At 66.6% G+C, this 2,047-nt stretch carries 1 protein-coding gene; it reads left to right on the top strand.

Annotated elements, in window-relative coordinates:
* Positions 1-624: 624 nt before the first annotated feature.
* Complete coding sequence (locus F8271_RS31045) at positions 625-1,857, top strand: ISAs1 family transposase (protein WP_225854890.1); 1,233 nt, start codon at positions 625-627, stop codon at positions 1,855-1,857.
* The last annotated feature ends 190 nt before the right edge of the window (positions 1,858-2,047 follow it).

The raw sequence follows: 2,047 nt of genomic DNA, 5'->3' as shown, positions 1-2,047 counted from the left end.
TCCACGGTGCGGGTCCGGATGATCCGGGCGGCCTGCTGGGCGCGCGGAAAGGCGATCCCGCCCGGGATGTGCAGGGTGACAGCCTTGACCGTGCGGGTCTCCTTACGGCCGTGTCCGCGGTCGCGGGGGCATTCGTTCAGGACCTCGCCGTGGGCTGAGGGGTGATCGCAACTGACGTTTCCGCACGTGCCTGGGATCAGATGCATCAGGAAGGCCGCCCCGGGGTCCGCAACGCCTGCATCGCTTGGTCGCCCCGGGCGCAACGCTTCAATGCCCGCCGCCCGCCGCCCGCATCGCGGGTGGAGGTCTCAAACGAGAGGGGTCGATCAGGCGTCGGGTGCGAAGGCGCGAATGGCGGCAGACGCTATCGCTGGTGCGCGAGGAATAATCACCGGCGATACTCGAGCTAATAGACTCTCAACCATTGGCTCGTGCAAACTGAAAGGTGAAGTTGTCGCCGTGGATCCTGACACCCCAGGGCTGTTGCGTAGTCGGTTGAGATGCTTTTGAGCTGGGGTTTTGCTGGGATCCGGCGAGGTCTGGGGGTCCATGTAGGACGGGTGCGGCCTGTCGGTGATCATGAGTTTGCGAAGACCATGATCGAGAACAGGATCGCACCCGCTGATGTCATCCTTACTGGCCGAGATCGTGCTGCCGCAGCGCCCCCCGGACATGCCGTGCCCGGCCACGGTCACCGATGGTGACCGTCGGAGCGTGTTCATCGCGTTGGAAGCGGTAAACGACCCGCGCGATCCGCGCGGCCGACGGTATCCACTGGTCAGCATCCTGGCGGCAGCGGTATGCGCGGTGATGGCCGGGGCGTGCACGTTCGCTGCGGTCTGCGACTGGGTGCGTTTCCAGGACCGTACGGTCTGGCAGCGGCTCGGGTTCACCGGCCGGGTGCCCGCCGCGACGACGGTGTGGCGGTTGTTGATCCGGCTCGACGCCGAAGTGTTGTCGCAGGTCCTTGCTCGCTGGCTGCGGGCGAGGGCGTCGCCGGTCGTGGTCGCCGGGCGCAGGTGGCGCCTGGTGATCGCCGTCGATGGGAAGGTCGCGCGGGGTGCCCGACTGGCCGACGGCCGGCAGGTCCACCTGCTGTCGGCGTACGACACCAGCACCGGGATCGTGCTCGCCCAAGTGCAGATCGCTGCGAAGTCCAACGAAATCCCCGCGTTCACTCCGCTGTTCAAGCTGGTCGCGGCCGTGTTGGGGTCATTGAAGGACGTTCTGGTCGTCGCGGACGCGCTGCACGCCCAGATCGGGCACGCCGAGTTGCTCGCCGCTGCCGGCGGGCATCTGATGGCCGCGGTCAAGGGTAACCAGCCCACCCTGTTCGCCCAGCTCAAGGGTCTGCCGTGGGCCGAGGTCCCGGTCGGGGTCCAGACCCGCGAGACCGGCCACGGCCGTAGGGAGACCCGCACGGTCAAGGCGCTGACCGTCAAGACTCCGGGAGGGCTGGGTTTTCCCCACGCACAGCAGGCCGTCCGGATCACCCGCACCCGCACGATCAAGGGCAAGACCACCCGTGAAGCCGCCTACCTGACCAGCTCACTACCCGCCGGCCAAGCCCAACCCGCCGATCTCGGCACGTGGGCGCGTTCCGAGTGGCATATCGAGAACCGCCTACATTACGTACGGGATGTCACGCTCCGTGAAGACGCCCACCGGGCCAGGACCGGCAACGGCCCCGCCGTGTTCGCCACCCTCCGTAACACCTCGATCGGATATCACCGCATCAACGGCGCCACCAACATCGCCGAAGCCACCCGAGAGGCCAGCCACCGCCCCCACGACCTCATCACCGCCGTGACCACCGAAATACCGACCGCGACCAGGGTCAACACCACTACGCAATAGCCCTGGCCAACCGCCGATCACACGACCTAATCACCGCCGTGACCAGCAGCTACCCGACAACGCGGGACTGTCAACTTAACGGTGTAACTGGATCTTGATGGGTTACTTGCGGCCTGCGGACAGGCGGCCTTCGAAGGTGATCTCGAAGGCGTTCAGGGCGGCTTTCCAGCGGGTGATCCAGCGGCGTTGA

The sequence above is a fragment of the Micromonospora sp. ALFpr18c genome (assembly GCF_008868155.1).
Taxonomy (GTDB): domain Bacteria; phylum Actinomycetota; class Actinomycetes; order Mycobacteriales; family Micromonosporaceae; genus Micromonospora.
Note: the sequence above shows the minus strand (reverse complement) of the source record. Positions and strands in the feature narration are given on the sequence as shown.

Bases quoted from the DNA above. Each gene is read 5' to 3' on its own strand.
- F8271_RS31045 (WP_225854890.1), top strand. From the start codon at position 625: ATGTCATCCTTACTGGCCGAGATCGTGCTGCCGCAGCGCCCCCCGGAC.